We start from the raw sequence: 20,468 nt of genomic DNA, 5'->3' as shown, positions 1-20,468 counted from the left end.
TGTCAAATGCAGCAATTTAGAATGCAAAGTCAATTTCTTCTTCCAATTCTTCCTCTTGATAAGCACTGCCGCTCAGCTGAATATCCTCCAAGCGGATGTCAGGCTGCTCGCAAGCTTGAGATAGAATTTCCAAGAAGTCTTCTGCGAAATTCGCAATCATGTTGGCGGAAAACAGCTTTGTGCAATATTCAAACTGCCCGCTCAGCATGCCGTCTTCGATAGCCATTTCCAAGGTTAAATCGAATTTCGCAACCGTATGTGATGGAATTAGAGGCTCGAAGGCCAATTTACCCAGGTTGATCGTGCGCGCTTTTGCGTTCTGCAGGACGAACATTGTGTCGAATACCGGATTACGGCCTGGAACCCAAGCATCCTCTAACTGCTCCACCAGCTTATCGAACGGATAATCCTGATGCTCGAAGGCGCTCAGCGTCGATTCCTTCACTTCCTCTAAATAACTGCGGAACGTCTTGACATCATTTGGGTAATTGCGAATCGCAAGCGAATTGACGAACATCCCGATTAGCGGTTCTACATCTACATGGGTTCTCCCCGCAATTGGGGTACCCACAACCAGGTCATTTTGTCCTGAATATTTATGAAGCAAGGTCGTATAAGCCGCCAGCAGCACCATATATAGGGTTGCTCCCGATTGGGATGCCAAGCGCTGCAGCTTCTCGTTCAACTGCCCATCAATCGCAAAGTGCAGCTTATCTCCGTCATAGCTGCGCTGCTCGCTTCTTGCAAATTCGGTCGGCAGCTCCAGTAACGGAAGTTCATTGCCCAATGTCCGCAGCCAGTATTCTTCATGTTCCTTCATCTGCTCGCTGCTTGCTTCTGCCTGCTGCCACAGCACATAATCTTTGTACTGGATTTCAAGTGGAGGAAGTTCCTCTCCGTCGTACAAGCGAGCAAGCTCGTCAACCAATATGTCCATAGAGATCCCGTCCGATATGATGTGATGCATATCGAACAGCAATAGATGTTGTTCTTCTTGCTCAAGTTGGACAAGTCCGACTCTCAGTAGTGGAGGCTGCTCCAGATCAAAATCGCGAACAAACTGCTTGGCAACCTGCTCCATATCCTTCTCTCTCGCAGTCGAATACTCTAACGCGAAATCAACGTGCTGGTGTACGCGCTGTACAGGCTCACCATCAACCATTTCGAAGCTTGTGCGCAGTGTGTCATGGCGTGCAATCAATCGCAGCAGCGCCGCTTCCAGTCGATTTCGATCGATGTGTCCACTTACGGACATCGCCCCCGGCATGTTGTAGCTCTGCTGCGCTCCTTCAGCCTGGTGAAGAATGTATAACCGCTTCTGGGCTGAAGCCAATGGATAATGCTCGGCCATTGGCGCGATAGGAATCGCTCGGTGCTCCTGCTTCTCCAACTCGCCGATCGCCTGCGCCATCGCTTCCAGCGTCGAATAGTGGAAAATATCCCGCAGCGGAAGAGCAACGTGCATTTCCTTGCTTACCTTGCTTGCCAACGCAGTTGCGCGCAAGGAGTGCCCGCCCAATTCGAAGAAGTCGTCCTTCACTCCGATTTGATCGAGACCGAGTACTTCCTGCCATATGCGAACGAGCTTCACTTCCAATGCTGTTCGTGGTGCGGCGTGATCAGTTCCCGTCTGAATCACGTCCTTCGGAGCAGGGAGCGCTTTACGATCAAGCTTGCCGTTCGGCGCCAGCGGCATCTGCTCCAGCTGAATGAAGTACGATGGAATCATGTAGCTTGGCAGTTCAGCAGCAAGCGCCGCTCTAAGGTTACCTACCGTTGGATCGCCATCTGCGACATAATAGGCGCAGAGTGATTTCTGTCCGTCTTCCTCTTCTCGCGCAACTACAACCGTCTCCCGAATTTCTTGGACATTCAGCAGTGCAGTCTCCAGCTCGCCCAATTCAATCCGATATCCGCGGATTTTCACTTGATGGTCGATTCGGCCCAAGTATTCGATATTGCCGTCAGGCAGCCACCGTGCCAAGTCTCCGGTTCGATACATCCGTTCGCCGACGGAAGGAATTGTAACGAATTTCTCTGCTGTCAGCTCTGGACGGTTCCAGTAACCGCGCGCCAACCCCACTCCCGCGATGCACAGTTCACCAGCAACGCCGATCGGCTGCACTTGATTATGCTCATTCACGATATAAATGCTCGTATTGTCAATTGGCTTGCCAATCGGCACACTTACATAAGTCTGGCCTGGCTCGCAGTCGAAGTACGTTACGTCCACCGTCGCCTCAGTCGGCCCGTATAGATTAATAAGCTGCGCTCCGCTTGCAGGTGCAATATAACGGTGGAACCGCTCGACCTGTGAGGCAAGCAGTGCCTCGCCACTCGTGAACACCTGCCGCAGCGGTGCGAGACCGCGCTCACGCTCTGCATCTGTCATTTGCTCCACATGCTCAAGGAACGCGTGCAGCATGGATGGAACGAAGTGCATCGTCGTTATTCGGTGACGCTCAATCGCATCCACAATCGCATGTGGGTTCTTCTCCCCACCGACTGAAAGCATAAGCACCTTCGAGCCGACAAATGCCCACCAGAACAGCTCCCAGACCGATACGTCAAACGTGATCGCCGTCTTCTGCATAATCGTATCTTCCGATCCTATCGGATAGCGCTTCTGCATCCACAGCAAGCGGTTGATGACCGAAGTATGCTCGACCATAACCCCTTTTGGACGTCCGGTCGTTCCCGACGTATAGATGATGTAGGCGATATCGGTCGGCTTGTTGACTGGCTCAGGATTCGAACCGTCCTCATCGTATGCTTCTGCATCATCCAGATTGATGATGCGGCCCGCGAAGTCAACCTCTTCTCCCGCGCTTCCTTGAACAAGCAGCACCTGAGCCTTGGAATCGTCCAGCATATATCGAATGCGTTCCTCTGGATAATCCGGTGCGATAGGCACATAGGCGCCTCCTGCCTTCAGAATCCCCATAATGCCAACCATTAGCTCCAGAGAACGCTCTGCCATAATACCGACAATCTGATCGGGTTCAACCCCTGCCGCACGCAGCGTCCTTGCCAGCCGGTTCGCACGTTCGTTCAGCTCTCGGTAGGTTATGACGTCATCCCCATACAGCACTGCTGCAGCATCCGGCGTCCGCTGCACCTGCTCTTCGAACATCCAATGAATCGTCTGTTCGCGAGGGTAGTCGACAGCTGTGTCATTGAATGCAGATTGGACTTCTGCCTTCTCCGCTTCGGTAGAGAGCTGCACTTCAGCAATGGAGATTGCAGGATTGCCTGTTACTTGCTCCAGTACATGCATCAGATGATGATGCAGCCGTTCCATATGACCGCGATCATACACTTCCGAGTTGAAATCAAAGCGAATGATAAGTTCATCACCCGGCACTACCATTAGATTGAAATCATAATTGGTCTGTTCAGCTGCTTGAACATCGGTTAAAGCGAGAGCTCCGTCGTTACCGTCTCCGGTTTGCTCCATTCGCTCGTCCAATGGATAGTTCTCAAACACCATGATGTGGCTGATTAGTTCCGACTTCTGTGACGTTCTCGATTGAATCTCATAGAGCGGATAATAATCATATCGCCCAGATTCGAGTGCCGCATTTTGCAGCTGCTCCATCACGTCTGAGAAGCTTGCGCCGGCTTCGCAGCTTACACGAACCGGAATCGTGTTAATGAATAGTCCAATCATCGATTCGACACCCGGAACATCAGCAGGTCGACCCGATACGACTCCGCCGAACACGACATCTTGCGTCCCGTTATACTTCTGAAGCACGATCCCCCAAGCGGCTTGCAGCAGCGTATTTAACGTAACTTGATGCTGCTTGGCAATCCGAATCATACGGGAAGTAAGATCAATTCCGAGCTTGCGGGACGCTTGTTCCAGCACATATGGCTTATCCTTGCCTGTGATCTTCCCATTTGGCAATCGTGTCTGCTGCTCGTAGCCCGCCAAGTACCCGTTCCAATATTCTGCCGCCGCACTCATGTCCTGCTCTGCCAGCCATTCGATATATCGGCTATAGTCAGGCAGGTTGGCCTCTTTGTTCCGCATGGATTCGGCAGATCCGGGAATTCCGACCGTTCCAGTAGCTTCAGTAGTTCCGGCTGCATGATTCGTGACAGCTGAGTATATGCGGAACAACTCGTCCGTCAACTGCGGCAAGCACCAGCCATCCATCAGAATATGATGAGAACTCCACAGTACATGGCAGCTAGATGCCTCCGTACGCATCAATGTGACGCGAACAAGCGGATCGCGTTCCAGATCGAACCCTTGCAGCTTGTCGCTCGCGACAACACGTTCCATCACAACTGCTTGCTCATCAGCTGGCAATTGGCTCAGATCCTCGTACGTGAATGTAATTCGTCCTTCCCGGAACACCATCTGTACCGGTTCCCCGTCCAAGCTGCAGAAGTTCGTCCGCAGCACGGAATGCCGGGCAGCCAGCTCGTGCAGGCTCTGGGCAAACAGGGCAGGATCAAGCTCACCTCGCAGAGTAAATCGGGTTTGTTCGAAATAAGCACCCGATGCGCCTTCTTGACCATCGAGAGCGTTATGGAACCACATCCCCTTCTGCATCGGGGTCAGCATGTACATATTTTCGATGATGCCAAGCTCTTTCGTCTCTTCAGCAATCTGCTCCAGCTGTTCGATACTCAGTCCTTGCAGCAGCAGATCACTCGGCGTCAATTCTGTCTGCTCACGTGAGACACAGTGGTCGATGATCTCGAGCAGACTCTCGTGGAAATGGCCTGCCAGCAGTTCCATCGTCTCCTTGCGGTACTCTTTCTCGCTGTAGCTCATATCCAAGGTCAATATGCCGTCAGTTATGGCGCCATTGATGTCGAGGACATATTGACGTGTATGCAAGGCGCTTCCATCGGAACCTTTCGAATATGGAGACAACATCATGCCGCTTCCCATCGAGTCTTGATCGAATTGTCCCAAGTAGTTGAAGCTAATCTCTGGGGCAGCTCCCCATTCCAAACTATCTTGCGGCTCAGACAAGCGGCATATGCCGTAACCGATTCCCTTGTTCGGAATCTGCCGCAATTCTTCCTTCGCTCTCTTGATGTGGTACGCCAAACCTCGATCTTGCTCCGCTTGCAGCAGAACCGGATATTCGCTTGTGAACCAGCCGACTGTCCGTGAAATATCTAGGTCGCCTGCGATTGGCTCACGTCCATGACCCTCTAGGTTGACGAGAATTTGATTGTGCCCACTCCATTTCTGTATGGCTATCGCGAGAGCGGCCAGCAAGATCTCATTCATATCGGTGTTATAGGCTCGGTGCACCCGCTTCAGTAAATGCTCCGTATCCTGTTGATTCCAAGCTACGGTGACGGAATTACTGTCCTGCTGCAGACTTGATTCTGTGTCAAAGTCCTTCGGCAGCGGATTCGCTCCAGCGTTCAAGACGTGTCTCCAATAGCTACGCTCATGACCCAAATCCGTGTGTGCAGCATATTCGACTAAACTCCGTGACCACGCAGCATAAGAATCGGTCTTCGAAGGCAAGCGGATGTCGTCACCCTTGCACGCTTGCTCGTAGCCTGCCGCGATATCCTCCAGCAGGATGCGCCATGATACTCCGTCTATGACAGCATGGTGGATCGCGATGAGCAGATGATGGCCTTGCTCGCAGCGGAACAATCCAGCCTTCACAAGCGGCCCTCCCTGCAAATCGATGCTAGTCTGGATGTCGTTCGCTTTCGCTTCGATAACCTGTTCGGCATCTCCACTGTTTGCGATATCGAAGGCAAGGAAGTCGAACAGCTCACCCTCTTCGATTGCCCGATTCCAAGCCGTAACCCCAGCGTCTGATTTACGGAATACCATTCGCAGCGCATCATGATGCTCCACGATGGTTCGTAAAGTCTTGCGCAGAGCCACTTCATTAAATCCGTCCTGCCGGTACAGCAAGAACGACTGGTTATAATGATGCATGTCATCTAGATCCAGTCCGAAATACCAGCGTTGGATCGGAGTAAGCTCGACCTCTCCAGACACCTCGCCTTGATCGGCTATCCTGCCGATCGGCTGAAGCTGTAGACTCAATTGCGCTATCGTCGGGTATTTAAATAGGTCGCGTATTTCCAACTTGTATCCAGCCTGATGCAGACGCGATGACACTTGAATCGATTTGATCGAATCTCCGCCCAGTTCGAAGAAATGATCATTCGTTCCAACCCGCTCCACATGCAGGACACTCTGCCATGCGGCAGCCAACGCAATCTCTGCATCCGTGCGTGGAGCTTCATATTCCGTCCCCGTATACGCAGCGCCTTCCGGTGCTGGAAGTCCCTTGCGATCCAGCTTGCCGTTTGGCGTAAGCGGCATTCGCTCAAGCCTCATGAAGTGCGATGGTATCATGTAGGCCGGCAATTCCTTCGCTAACGCAGCTCTCCATTCACCTGCCGTAAGCTCACGCTCGGATGTGTAATAAGCACACAGTACCTTCCGCCCGCTTCCATCTTCCTTCGCGACGACGGCTGCTTCGCGGATATGCGGCGTTTCCTGCAGCTTCGATTCGACCTCTCCGATTTCGATGCGGTAGCCGCGAATTTTCACCTGATGATCGGTGCGCCCGATTAATTCAATGTTGCCGTCCGGCAGCCATTTCGCCAAATCCCCTGTACGATACATGCGTTGACCGTCAGCGAACGGATCGCGCACGAATTTGTCTGCTGTCATTTCTGGCCTATTCCAGTATCCGCGTCCGACTCCGGCGCCTGCGATATACAGCTCTCCAGCCAGACCAACAGGCTGAAGCGACAAGTTCTCACCGAGAATGTACATCGATACGTAAGGAAGCGGCTTACCGATTGGCACAGAGCGTACTGAATCTGATGAAATCGGCTCATAGTAGCTCGAATCAACGCAAGCTTCCGTGACGCCATAGCTGTTAATAATGCGCATGTGTGAACTGAAGCGATCGCGCAGCTTGCGGAATTCATCTGCAGGACACAGATCGGAGCCAATAATTAATAATCTCAGGCTATCGATGTCCAGGCTATGCTCATACACATGCTCCATAAGCGGAATGACGAGAGCAGGTGTCGATTCGAACATCTGAATGCCGCTGCTGCGAAGAAGCTCTGCTAGTGCACCCGGGTTCGCTCTTGTATCGCTCGGGCAGAGTACAAGCTCTCCTCCATGCAGCAGTGTGCGAGCGAGATCACCTGAGAATACGTCGAACGAGAAGCTCGCCCATTGCAGCCAGCGAATGCCCGGCTCATGCAATTCATACTCGGCCTTCCAAGCCTCTGCCATCGCAGCGAGCTGACGATGCTCGATCATGACTCCCTTCGGATTGCCGGTTGTACCCGATGTATAGATGACATAACAGAGATGGCCAGGCTCGCAAATCGGCTCCAGGTTCGTATCGTCCTCATGATAGGAAGCTTCGTCTTCCAGCAGCACCCACGTTCCCTCGAAGGTCACTTTATCTTGTAAATGACACTGCGTCAGAAGTATACTTGCCTTCGCATCTTCCAGCATGTAGCGAATGCGATCCTCCGGATATTCCGGATCAATCGGGACATAAGCTCCGCCTGACTTCAAGACGGCCATAACTGCCACGACCATATCAATCGAGCGATCGGCCATAACGCCAATTAAGTCATCTGGCTCCACACCTTCTGCCCGCAATGTTCTCGCAAGCTTATTCGCCCGTTCGTTCAACTCGCGGTAAGTCATGTGTTCATTCCCGAACACGACTGCAAGTTGCTCCGGTGTCCGTTCTGCCTGTTCTTCGAACAATCGATGTATCGTTCCATCAGGAGCTTTCAATGAATGGGTTGGATTGAACACCTGCAAGATCTCGTCGCTCTCCTGCACGGTAAGCATTCCTAGTTCGCCCAGTTGCGCATCCGGGTGATTGACGATGTCCTTCAACAATTGGCTGAAATGCTCTGCCATGCGGTGGATCGTCTCTGATTTGAACAAGGAAGTCGCATACTCGAAGCTGCAATCCAGCCCCGCCTCATCTGCCTTCACATCCAAGCTCACATCGAACTTCGATATTGTGTATTCCAGCGGATATGGCTTCATTTGAAGCTCGCCCAGGGAATCAGCCTTCATGTCCGTATTGTCTAGGGCGAACATGGTGTCAAACAGCGGATTGCGGCTTAAATCCCTAGTCAACTGCAGCCCTTCCACCAATTCCTCAAACGGATACTGTTGATGCTCGTAGGCCCCCAGCATTGTGCTTCTAATCTCATCCAGATAGGAACGGAATGCCTTAGCACCTTCCGGATAAGCACGAATGGCAAGCGTATTGACGAACATGCCAATTAACGGTTGAAGTTCTTCATGTGTTCTGCCGGCAATCGGTGTTCCGACCACGATGTCTTCTTGGCCCGTATACTTGTGCAGCATGACGGTATAAGCAGCTAGGAGAACCATGTACAATGTCGTTCCGGTGTCAGCGGCAATTCGGTTCAAACCATCTGCCACGTCCTTATCGATTCTAAATGGCAGCGTCAGACCGCCGTATTGCTGCATGGCTGGACGAGCATAGTCTGTTGGCAGCTCCAATATCGGCAATTCACCTTGGAATTGGCCAAGCCAATAAGCTTTCTGATGCTTCAACTGTTCCTTCTGGGCCTCTGATTGCTGCCATGCCGCATAATCCTTGTATTGAATATGAAGCGGCGGTACCTGTTCCCCGTGATAGTGCCGCATGATTTCCTGCAGCACGATACCGATCGATACCCCGTCGGAAATAATATGATGCATATCGAACAGAAGCACATGCTGTTCCTTCGTCCCCGCAATCTCGATCAACCCGACACGAAGCAGCGGCGGCTTATCAAGCTCGAATGTGCGGATGAACTGTTTTACTTGCTGCTGAACCTCTTGTTCTTCGACTTTCCGATATTCAATCGCGAAATCCACAGTATCGTGTATTCGCTGTACAGCCTCTCCCTGCACAAGCTCGAAGCCGGTACGCAAAATATCGTGATGCGCAATCAATTTGCGGAATGCAGCCTCGAACCTGCTTCGATCCAACTCGCCTTCGAGCAGCATGATGCCAGGCATGTTATAGCCCTGCTCTGCCCCTTCAAGCTGGTGAAGGATGTACAGCCGCTTCTGAGCGGAAGATACCGGATAATGATCCTGAACCTCAGCAACTGGTATCGAAGAATAGGATTCCTCCGCCATCTCGGACATGGCAGCTGCCAGTTCTTCTATCGTAGAGAAGCGGAACACATCGCGCAGCGGCAACTGGATATTCATCTCTTGGTGCACCCTGTTAACCAGCGCAGTTGCTCTTAAGGAATGTCCGCCTAGCTCGAAGAAATTGTCTGTCACGCCGACCTGCTCAATTCCAAGCAGTTCCTCCCACATGCGGGCTAAGCTAGCTTCCATTGGTGTACGCGGCGCGACGTATTCCTTGCCCGTGTTGATGCTGCCTTCCGGTGCAGGCAGCGCCTTGCGGTCAACCTTCCCGTTGGAGGTAAGCGGCATCCGCTCCATCTGCACGAAGTAGGATGGAATCATGTAAGTTGGCAGCTCCTGCGCCAATTCGGTTCTCATTTCCCCTACGGTCAGTTGCCGATCCGCCACGAAATATGCACACAACAGCTTTTCGCCATTCTCCTCTCGTGCAACAACAACGGCTTCACGAACCGATTCTACCTTCGTTACTTGGGCTTCTACCTCGCCTAGCTCGATTCGATACCCGCGAATTTTTACTTGATGATCAATCCGGCCAAGGTATTCAATGTTGCCGTCAGGCAGCCACTTCGCCAAGTCGCCTGTCTTGTACATCTTGCTGCCCGGTTCGAATGGATTGTCAACGAACCTGTCCGCGGTCAACTCAGGGCGATTCAAATATCCACGTGCAAGCCCTTCTCCTGCGACGAACATTTCCCCAGCCACGCCTATCGGCACGCATTGTCGATTCGCATCCAGAATATAGATGCGCAAGGTCGGGATTGGGAATCCGATATTGCTTCTTGCCTGCTCGATCTCGGCTTCCGTGATCTCTTTGTACGTGACATGAACCGTTGTCTCAGTAATCCCGTACATATTAATCAATTGCGTGCGCGGATATTTCGCTCTCCAGTCCTTAAGCAGCTGCGGACTCAGCGCTTCTCCGCCGAAGATCACCATTCGAATGTTCAATTCTGGGCTTCCATCCGTAAGTGCTTCCCTTATTAATTGATAGAAATAGGTCGGAGTCTGATTCAAAATCGTTACCCGCTCTTCAGCCAGCAGCTGTAGGAACATGGCAGGGTTCTTGGCTGTCAGCTGCGGAACAACCACCAATTTCCCTCCGTATAGTAAAGCGCCGTACATTTCCCATACCGAGAAGTCGAAGCAGAAGGAGTGGAACAGCGTCCATGTATCGGTTGAACGGAAGTCGAACAGATTTCTGCTGTTGAACAACAGCCGCACGACGTTCTTATGTTCAATCAATGTACCCTTCGGCTTGCCAGTCGTTCCCGATGTATAGATGACATAAGCCAGATCGGAAGGTTTGTTGACTGATGGCGGGTTGGACTTGTCCCCGCTGTATGTCTGCTCGTCATCAAGGAACAACACGGTGCCCTCATAGGCGACTTGATTCCGCAGATGTCGAGGCAATAGCAAAATATCTGCCCCGGAATCGCTCAGCATATAACTGATGCGCTCGTCTGGATATTCGGGATCGATTGGTACGTAAGCTCCTCCGGCCTTGAGTATGGCGATTAGCCCCACAAGCATATCAGTCGTACGCTCGGCCATGATGCCTACCAGCTTGTCTGCCCCGATGCCTTCTGCACGCAGTACCCACGCCAAGCTGTTAGCCCGTTCATTCAGCTCCTGGTAAGTCAAGAATCCGTCTGTTCCCGTTACAGCAATCGCATCAGGCGTTCTTTCGACCTGTTCCTCGAACAGTCGGTGAATCGTCTTATCACGCGGATAATCCGCTGACGTATCGTTGAACTGTTCGAACAATTGCTGCTTCTCTGTCTCCGTTATGATGCCAAGCTGCTCCAACCGAGCATCGGGATTGCTTATGACTGCTTCCAGCAATTGATTGAAATGGCATGCCAGCCGTTCAATCGTTTCTCGATTGTACAAGGCGGTTGCATATTCAATACTGCACGCCAGGCCATCGACATCTTCTTCGACATGAAGTGTAAGGTCGAACTTAGCAACGGCATGCTCAATCGGATTCGGCGTCACGGCAAGCCCATCGATGGACCATGCGCCTTTTTCTGTATTTTGCAGGACGAGCACAGTATCGAATATTGGATTACGGCTTACATCTCTTGTCGGTTGAATATGATCAACAAGCTCCTCGAACGGATATTCCTGGTGTTCATATGCTTGTAATGTGGATTGCCGAACCTCCCCTAGGAAGGAGCGGAACGTCTTCTCTCCAGCCGGATAATGGCGAAGTGGAAGTGTGTTGACGAACATACCGATAAGCGGCTCGATGTCTGCATGCGTTCTACCGGCTATCGGCATCCCCACGATGACGTCTTCTTGTCCGGTATACTTGTGAAGCAAGGCCGTATACAACGCCAGCAGCACCATGTACATCGTGGCATCCGAACCCGCTCCAAGCTGCTTAAGCTGGTCCGTCTTGTCGGCAGGAACAATGAATTCCAACGTGCTTCCTGCAAAGCTGCGGAATGCAGGCCGAGTGTAATCCACTGGTAGCTGCAGAACTGGAAGCTCGCCTCGCAATGTCTCCAGCCAATACGCCTTCTGCTCTTCCATCTTGGACAAGTATGCTTCCGAATGCTGCCACGAAGCATAATCCTTGTACTGAAGACGCAATTCAGGCAATTGTTCGCCGCTATACAGTGCAACGAATTCATCTAGCAGAATGCCCATGGATGCCCCGTCCGAAATAATATGATGCATATCGAACAGCAACAGGTGCCGACCTGCGTCCACTTCGATCAGTCCGACCCGAAGCAGTGGTGGCTTATTCAATTGGAACGCCCGTACGAACGAGCGAATGACTGACTCCGCTTCCGATGCAGCTCCAACAATCCAATGCTCGACAGTAAATTCTACATCGCTGTAAATTCGCTGCATGGGTTCCCCGTTGTGCATTTCGAACCCGGTACGCAGCACTTCATGTCTTGCTATCAAGCTGCGGAATGCCGCCTCCAAGCGATCGCGATGGAGCTTGCCTTCAATCGCCATGACGCCCGGCATATTGTAGGACAGTTCTGCGCCCTCCATCTGATGAAGAACGAACAGCCGCTTCTGCGCGGAAGATACCGGGTACCACTCTCGGTCTTCCACCCGAGGTATGGATGCAAAGCTTTCCTTCTGCATCCCCTGTATGGCGAGAGACATTTGTTCAATCGTCGGGTAGCGGAATACATCCTGCAGTGGCAGCACAACACTCAACTCCCGATGCACCTTGCTGACGAGGGTCGTCGCGCGCAAGGAATGGCCGCCCAGTTCAAAGAATGAATCTGTAACGCCTACGTTCTCGAGACCAAGCACATCCTTCCAGATGAGTGCGAGCTTAGCTTCCAGTTCCGTGCGCGGCTGGATTTGAATATTCAAATGCATTCCTTCCCCTGGTTGAGGCAGAGCTCTGCGATCCACCTTGCCGTTAGGTGTCAAAGGAAGTTCTTCAATCTGAATAAAATGCGACGGGATCATGTAAGCTGGCAGTTCACGAGCCAGTGTCTCCCTTAGTCCACTAGCTGATAGCTCAGCTTCCGTTGTGAAATAGGCGCATAGCTCCTTCTGTCCACTCGAATCCTCCCGCGCGATTACAGCCGCCTCGCCTACTTCATCGATCCGCAGAAGATAGGCCAATACCTCACCTGGTTCAATCCGGTAACCGCGAATCTTCACTTGTTCGTCGCAGCGCCCGATAAATTCGATTGAACCGTCTGGCAGCCATCTCGCCAAATCGCCTGTCCGATACAAGCGTTCACCTGGGATAAATGGATCATTCACGAATTTCTCTGCTGTCAATTCCGGACGATTCAAGTATCCTCGTGCCAAGCCATCCCCGCCCGCATACAGCTCTCCACATACGCCAACAGGAAGGGCGTTCCCAGCTTCATCCAGCACATACACTCGCGTATTGCTAATCGGTCGGCCAATCGGAATCGAGCAGCCTCGATCCAAATCAGCAGCCGTAATGGTATGGCAGCAGGTGAAGGTTGTATTTTCCGTCGGCCCGTAGCCATTAATCACCCTTATACCATTATGCTTCTCCATCACTTTACGCACGTGTGTAGGAGATACAACATCTCCGCCCACAAGCAGCTGCTTGACTCCGTAGAAGCCCTCGATTTGCTGTTCAACCATGACCTGGAACAAACCAGCTGTCATCCACAACGTCGTCACCCGATGACGCTGAATCGCTTCGCTCCAATCTGTAAGCGACACATTGCCAGAAGGCAAGATGGCCAGCGCAGCCCCATTCAGCAGACTTCCCCATATTTCAAAGGTTGCTGCATCGAACGAGATTGTGGAACCTTGCAAGAAGACATCCGAACTGTCGATCTCGACATACGTCGCGCCGCATACGAGCCTGACCACCCCGCGGTGCGTTACGCAAACCCCTTTCGGTGTTCCCGTAGACCCTGACGTATAGATGATGTATGCCAAATCGTCTCCAGCCCCATCAATAGACAGGTTTGTACTTTCTATATCTTCCATTAAGTTGCTTACGTCTGTCTCGTTAACATCCAGCACGATCACGTTAAAATGTTCAGGCCATAAGCTGCACAGATGCTTCTGTGTAACCATCGTCGTAATGGATGTATCTTCGAGCATTGCACTAATCCGCTCTTGAGGGTAAGCCGGGTCGATCGGTACATAAGCCCCGCCGGACTTCATAATTGCCAGTAAGCCGACGACCATATCCAGCGATCGATCCGCGCAGATGCCAACCAGTTCACCGTTCGTTACCCCGGCATGCCGGAGTCTCCGAGCCATTCGATTGGCTGCGGCATTCAACGCTCCGTAGGTCATCTGTTCATTTCCAAACACGACAGCTAGCGCGTCTGGCTCATGTTCAGCTCGCTCCTCGAACAATCGATGGATCGACTTCTCGCGCGGATAAGCCACGAACGTATCATTAAATTCGCTCATCATTACGGCACGCTCTTCATCCGTCGCCAGCTGCAGCTCTCCTATGGATATTCGCGGATTCGATGCAACTTGTTCCAGTACATGCAACAGATGCTGCTTCAACACATTCATATCCGCTTCTTCGAGTGCTTGTTTATTAAAATCGAAGCGAATGACGATATTGTCGCCAGGTATGATGATGAGGTTCAGATCATAATTCGTCTGTTCTGTTACGGTAACGTCTGTCAGCTTCAGTCCACTGCCGTCTGAACTGTTAAATTGATCGAGCTGCTGCTCCATCGGATAGTTTTCAAGCACCATGATGTGAGTTATGAGATTCTGCTTCAGGGTGCACTGTGCTTGGATTTCATACAACGGATAGTAGTCGTGCTTGGCAGATGACAATGCATCTTCTTGCATACGCGTCATTACTTCTGCAAATCTCTCCTGCGCCTGACTGCTCACACGCACGGGAATCGTGTTAATGAACAAACCAATCATCTCTTCGATTCCGACTAGTTCTGCCGGTCTGCCGGATACAACGCTGCCGAATACAATATCTGAAGTTCTGTTGTATTTCTGGAGCAAAATTCCCCATGATGCCTGCAGCAATGTATTCAATGTCACTTGATGCTGCGTTGCAACTTGATTGAGAGCAAGGCTCAGGCTTGTGCCTAGATCGATCTGAACCTGACCTGCTTCATATTGACCAGAATGTCTGCGCCCCTTGCTATGCGGAAGTTCTGTCGTCTCTTCAAATCCAGACAAATAATTGTTCCAATAGGCCGCGGCTGCGGATTCATCCTGCCGCTCCAGCCATTGAATGTAATGATTATAGGAAGGTACCGAAGCAAGAATCGGCTTCTTGTCTTCCACCAGCGCGGAGTACGTGTTGAATACTTCAGCAGCGACGAGCGGGAGACACCATCCATCCATGACGATGTGATGGGAGATCCATAGAACTTCATACACTTCGTCTGCCGTCTGGAGTACGGACACGCGCATGACATCCCCATTCTCAAGGTCAAAGCCTTGTTCGCGTTCCTTGGCCGCTTCGTTCTCAATCGCCACAGCCTGCTCATATGCATTCAGGGAACGCAAATCTTCGTGCTTCACGCTGATGCGCTTGCTCCGAAATACAACTTGCAGTGGTTCGCCATTCGAATCGACGAGGAAGTTGGTACGGAATACAGCATGCCGAGCCGCCAGTTCATTCCAGCTTGCAGCGAAGGCTTCGATGTTCAGCGTTCCCTCAAGCGTTAAGCGTGTAAGCTCGAAATAGGCCCCCGCCTGGCTGTCCATAGCTGTATGGAACCACATTCCCTTCTGCATCGGCGTTAATGCATAGATATCCTCTACTTCACCGATACCGCTTGTCCGTTCAACGATCTGCTCCAACTCTTGAATGCTAATGCGCTGCAATGACACGTCACTTGGCGTGAGCTCTGTTCGCTCCTTGGCCACACAATGCTCGATGATTTCAAGTAAGCTGTCCCGAATCAAGCTTGCCAATCGCTCAATCGTCTCAGCACGATATTGCGTCCGTCCATAGCTGATGTCGAGCTGCAATTTGCCGTCCGAGACCATGCCATTCATGTCCAGCAGATAAGGTCTTAGCTGATCTCCCCCAATATTGCTGCCGGTAGAATACGGCGATGGAGAAAACCCGCTGTTCTGGAAATCTTGGTCGAACTGCCCCAAGTAGTTGAAGCTGACCTCAGGAGCTGTTCCCCAAACCTCACAAATACCCGTGTTGGATAAATATCGACAAATGCCGTAACCAATCCCTTTATTCGGAATGCTGCGCAAATCTTCTTTGACCGACTTGATGATTCGCGGCAGTTCTTCCTCAGAGCCCACCTCGAGAAGCTGCGGATACTCACTCGTGAACCAGCCTACCGTGCGTGTGATATCAAGATCTGGCAGGATCGACTCCCGACCATGTCCTTCCAAATTAATTCGGATGCGCTCATGCCCACACCATCTCCGGAATGCAATGCCGAGTGCCGTTAAGAGAAGATCGTCCATCTGCGTGTTATAGGCCCGATGCGCCTGCTTCAACAGCAGTTCGGTCTCACTAGCACTCCATTCAACCGTGACCGATTCGCTATCTCGTTGAAGAGCAATCCCAGCATAATCCGTCGGCAGTGGAGTAATCGTCGTCTGTGCGACTTGGTGCCAATATTTCAGCTCCTCGTTCATGTTAGACTGCTGTGCATATGCTGAAAGCTCTCTTGACCATAACCGGAAGGAGTCGGTCTTGTCAGGGAGACGAATCTCGCTGCCTTGAAGTGCCTGTTCGTATCCGGTGGCGAGATCCTCGAGCAAAATTCGCCAAGATACGGCATCAATAACAGCATGATGAATGACGATAAGCAGGTGATCTCCATCTGGGCAGCGGAACAATCCTGCGCCTACAAGTGGCCCTGCCTCTATATCGAACCCCGCCTGAATCACATTGGCTTCAGCTATGAGCATGTTGTGAAGAGATTCTTCGCTTTCTACGCCAGCGGAACGTTCCTTGATATCCAACACATCAAGACGGTAAAGCTCGCCTTCTTCGATTCTCCGGTTCCAGGCCGCGTATTCTCCCTGTTCCGTGCGGCGGAATACCATGCGCAGCGCATCATGATGTTCCGTTATCTTGTGCAATGCATTGCGAAGTGCCGCTTCATCGAATCCAGCCTTGCGGTGCAGCATTATGGATTGATTGTAATGATGCAGACTCACTTCATCTCGATCAAAATACCAGCGCAATATAGGAGTGAGCCCAACCTCACCACTCTCTTCTCCCTGCTCAGCTTTTCGCTGAACCTCCACCAGATGTGGACTTATTTGTTCAATGGTCGGATACTTGAACAGATCCCGGATATCCAGCTTATATCCAGCTTGCTGCATGCGAGAAGATACTTGAATGGACTTGATCGAATCTCCACCTAGCTCGAAGAAATGATCCAAAATACCCACTCGCTTGACTCCAAGCACCATTTTCCAGATGCTAGCCAGCGTTTGTTCCGCTTGGTTACGAGGCTCCACATAAATCTTGCCGGAATAGTCCTGACCAGACGGTGCAGGCAATCCATTCCGATCGATTTTGCCGTTCGGCGTAAGCGGCAATCGTTCCAGCTTCATGAAATAAGACGGAATCATATAATCCGGTACTTGTTCTGCTAGGGTTGAACGCAATTGCTGTACGGATATCTCGCTGTCGGCAACATAATAGGCGCACAGAGCTTTCAGTCCATTTTCATCCTCGCGCGCTACGATAACGGCTTCCCGCACGAGTGATGTTTGCAGCATGCGCGTTTCAATTTCTCCTATTTCTATCCGGTTACCCCGAATTTTGACTTGATGATCGAGCCTTCCAAGGTATTCGATGTTTCCGTCCGGCAGCCATCTTGCCAAATCACCTGTCCGATACATCTTTCCTTGTGAGTAGGGGTCATCAACGAATTTTTCTGCTGTCAAGTCATCACGGTTCAAATAACCTCTGCCGACACCGGCTCCACCTATGTAGAGCTCTCCTACAATTCCAATTGGCTGAAGCGCCTTGTTCTCGTCTAGAATGTACATGGATACCGAAGGCAGTGGTTTGCCTATCGGAAGCATTGTGATGGAATCCGCACTACAATTTCTCTCGTAATAGCACGCATCGACGCAAGCCTCAGTCACGCCATAGCTGTTCAGGATTCTCATTTGCGAACCGAACCGTTCAATCAGCTTGCGATATTCCGCAGCCGGGCAATGATCCGAGCCAACAACGAGCAGGCGCAGACTGCTTACATTCTTGCCATGTTCATGCACATATTCCATCAACGGAATAACGAGGGCTGGGGTTGATTCGAATATGTGGATGCGATGTCTTGCGATTAGCTCGCATATCGCTTCAGGATTAGCTCGCGCTTCGCTTGGGCAGATGATAAGCTCGCCTCCGTACAGCAGCGCTCGTACCATGTCTCCCGTAAATACGTCGAAGGAGAAGCTTGCCCATTGCAGCGTCCGAATTCCCGATTCATCTAATTGATAGGCATGCTTCCATGCATCCCCCAAGGCTGTAATCTGCTTATGCTCAATCATGACGCCCTTCGGCTTGCCAGTTGTACCGGATGTATAGATGACATAAGCCAAATGATGTGCTTCGTTGACCGACTCCAAGTTATCGCGGTTTGCTTCATAGTCGTTCTCATCATCAAGCAATACCCATGTTCCTGTGTAACCGAGCCGTGTCTGTAAATGACTTTGCGATACGAGTACTCTTGCATTAGAGTCTTCCAGCATATATAAAATGCGCTCTTCTGGATATTCAGGATCTATCGGAACGTAGGCTCCACCCGCCTTCAATATTGCAAGTATACCGACGACCATCTCAATCGAGCGGTCTGCCATGATGCCTACGAATTGCTCTGCTGCTACACCATGGGCTCGCAATGTTCGAGCGAAGCAATTGGCTTGTTCGTTCAGTTCCTTGTAGGTTAGGTGCCGATCTCCGAACACGACAGCAACCTGATCAGGCGTGCGTTCGACCTGTTCCTCAAACAACTGGTGAATCGTTCGTCCAACTGGCTGCGGCGTTGACCAATTCCCGTTGCTGAAGCGTGTCAGGATGATCTGAGCTTCCTTATCACTGATCATGGACAACTGCTGCAAGCTCTGGCTCGGATTACTCAACATCTGATCAACGATGGTCATCATTTGATCGATAATACGAATGACTTCATGCTCTTCGAACAACTGTTTGCGATAATCGATATTGAAAATGATCTGATTATCATCCACCATATCTTCTACGTGAACTGCAAAATCGTCTACCTCATGACCGCAAAAGCTGCTGCGTTGGCGGGCGGCTAGTTCTCCGTGACTGGACCAGCGTATCGGCATATAGTCGATGGAAATACGGTACAAATCCTGAATCTCAACACTATTATTTTGCTCTCTTAAATCAAGAATAAGCTGGTTGTAAGGATACTTCTGATGCCGCAAAATTGCTTTTTGCTCTTTGGCAACGTTATGTAGGAAGGTTAGTACATCTTGGTCTGGGGAAATCGTCAAACGAGCGGCTACCGTGCTTACGAACATGCCCAGCGCATCCTTGTCTTGCCTGGAAGTTCGATTCGCATAAGCGGCACCGACAGCAATATCGTTGTTCCCTGTCGTCTTATATAGAAATGCGTATAAAGAACCTAGAAATAGAGTAAAGAGACTGATATTGTGCTGCTGGCTAAATCGGTAAAGCTTCTCGTACATTTCTCCGCTAACCGTGATGCTTGTCCGACTGGCCTCAGTGCCGATTGAATGAGGAGGGTAAGATTTGATACCTATCACTTCTGGCATTGTGCTGAACTTATCCAGCCAATAAGCCTTATCTTTCGCGTATCGATCAGATTGTTCATACTCTCGTTCCGCGAATATGTAATCCAGGTAAGTGCTCTCTTGTTCATCCGTGTCCGCGTTGCCACTCACCATTGCGGTATAATTCTTCATGATTTTATAAGCGATAAGATGAGAAGAGACGCCATCCGTTGCAATATGATTCATTTTCAAATTGAACCATGCTTCCTCATCATTGACGTTAAATACGACAAAGTGATATAACGCTGGGTCGAACATATGGATAGGAATATGATTAAATCGCTGTAACCAGCTCTCAGCTTCAATCTGATTATCCCACTCTAAGTAATCAACGTGAGGGACGATTTGCTCTACGGGAGCAAATTGCTGCTTCGGCTGATTGTCTGTCATTGCGATTCGTATTCGGAAGGCATCATGCTGCATAATCACTTGATATATCGCCATTTTCAAAATCTCAACGTCTACCTTGCCTCGTATGTACATTGTTCCAGCAACGGTAGTAACTGACGTATTAGGATGCATCATTTCTGTGTACCAGATTCTGCGCTGCGCTTGCGTCAAAGGATACCATTCGTTAGGATTCGCGTTCACGTTGACTCTCCCCTATTCGAAAAATATTCGTAAGCGTCCGGAAACATCATCAGTGGATTCTGTTCCAAAAGAGTTCACAATCATATCCGCAGAAGAGATAAGATACATGGCTATATGAAGTTGTAATTGCTCGTCATGATCGTGGTTATCAAGGCTATTGTTGAAAAATCGTAAACTGTGATGGGGATCTAAGTTGGATTACGGGCAAAACCTGTTCCTGACAAATTGTGACGAAGTAGTATAGAGGCAGAAACGAATATAGACATTTATGAGGCTCGAATTAGGCATTGCTTGTGATGCTGGACACCTCCTCATATAAAACTCTACATGTGTAACCCTATGGAGGAAGAAGATGCACCTTCTGTAGAGAAAGTTAATGATTTCCATAACGTATTATATACAGTATTGAGGCCATTAACAATATCATTTACTATAAATTAGCATAATTCTTTAATTTTTTGTAAATGATCACCGTTTTCTGTCAATCATT

Annotated in this window: 1 protein-coding gene; it reads right to left on the bottom strand. The window is 50.6% G+C overall.

The features are described 5' to 3' along the window. Positions 1 to 16 precede the first annotated feature (16 nt). Positions 17 to 19,978: a non-ribosomal peptide synthetase gene (locus tag BLS15_RS22810; RefSeq protein ID WP_090513872.1), complete on the bottom strand. Its 19,962-nt coding sequence runs from the start codon at positions 19,976 to 19,978 to the stop codon at positions 17 to 19. Between the last annotated feature and the right edge of the window lie 490 nt (positions 19,979 to 20,468).

Source organism: Paenibacillus sp. cl6col (genome assembly GCF_900102125.1).
GTDB lineage: Bacteria > Bacillota > Bacilli > Paenibacillales > Paenibacillaceae > Paenibacillus_B > Paenibacillus_B suaedae.
Note: the sequence above shows the minus strand (reverse complement) of the source record. Positions and strands in the feature narration are given on the sequence as shown.